The following is a 1,174-nucleotide window of genomic DNA, read 5'->3' as shown; positions in this document are numbered from 1 at the left end:
TCGACGAGGGCGGCCTTCAGGTGATCGATGCGGGCATCGTCGTGGAGCGGCGTCGGGGTGATGCGAAGGCGCTCGGTGCCGCGCGGGACGGTCGGGTAGTTGATCGGCTGGATATAGATGCCGTGACGGTGGAGAAGATGGTCCGAGGCCCGTTTGCACAGGTCCGGATCGCCGACGAGAACCGGCACGATATGGGTGTCGGAGGCCATCACCGGCAGATCGGCGCCGCCGAGAACGGCCTTCGTGCGCGCCGCCTGGCGCTGCTGGGCCGCGCGCTCGACGGAGCTTTCCTTCAGGTGCCGGATCGAGGCCGTGGCCGCCGCCGCCAGCGCCGGGGGCAGGGCGGTGGTGAAGATGAAGCCCGGCGCATAGGAGCGCACGGCGTCGATCACGTTCTTCGTGCCCGTGATATAGCCGCCGAGCGTGCCGAAGGCCTTGGCGAGCGTGCCCTCGATCACGTCGATGCGGTGGGCGACGCCGTCGCGCTCGGAGATGCCGCCGCCATGGGCGCCGTACATGCCCACCGCGTGCACCTCGTCGATATAGGTCATGGCGTTGTAGCGCTCGGCCAGATCGCAGATCTCGGCGATCGGCGCGACGTCGCCGTCCATGGAATAGACGCTCTCGAAGACGATCAGCTTGGGCTGGTCGGCGGGCGCGGCCCGCAGGAGCTCTTCCAGATGGGCGAGATCGTTGTGGCGGAAGATCTGCTTCCTCGCGCCGGACTTCTTCACGCCCTCGATCATCGAGGCGTGGTTGAGTTCGTCCGAGAGGATCAGGCAGCCGGGCAGGAGCCGGGCGATGGTGGAGATCGAGGCCTCGTTGGAGACGAAGCCCGAGGTGAAGACGAGGGCGGCTTCCTTGCCGTGCAGGTCGGCGAGTTCGTGCTCGAGCTCGACCAGCGGATGGTTGGTGCCGGAGATGTTGCGCGTGCCGCCGGCGCCCGAGCCCATGGCGGTGACGGTGCGGGTCATGGCCTCGGTGACGGCCGCGTTCTGGCCCATGCCGAGATAGTCGTTCGAACACCAGACGGTGATCTCGCGCGCCTCGCCCTCGTGACGCCAGATCGCCTGGGGAAACCGGCCCGCAATCCGCTCCAGATCGGCGAACACCCGGTAGCGCTTCTCGGCGTGAAGGGCTTCGATCGCATGGGCGAAATGGCGGGCGTAATCGA

1 protein-coding gene is annotated in these 1,174 nt (G+C 67.7%); it reads right to left on the bottom strand.

Translation table 11 applies throughout. The annotated features are described in order from the left end of the window. Positions 1-1,174 (bottom strand): 5-aminolevulinate synthase (hemA, locus tag DYI37_RS19715; protein ID WP_116684979.1); only part of this gene is annotated, 1,174 nt, incomplete at both ends.

Origin of the sequence: Fulvimarina endophytica (genome assembly GCF_003403015.1) — a bacterium.
GTDB classification, from domain to species: domain Bacteria; phylum Pseudomonadota; class Alphaproteobacteria; order Rhizobiales; family Rhizobiaceae; genus Fulvimarina; species Fulvimarina endophytica.
This window is presented reverse-complemented; position numbering and strand designations above follow the sequence as displayed.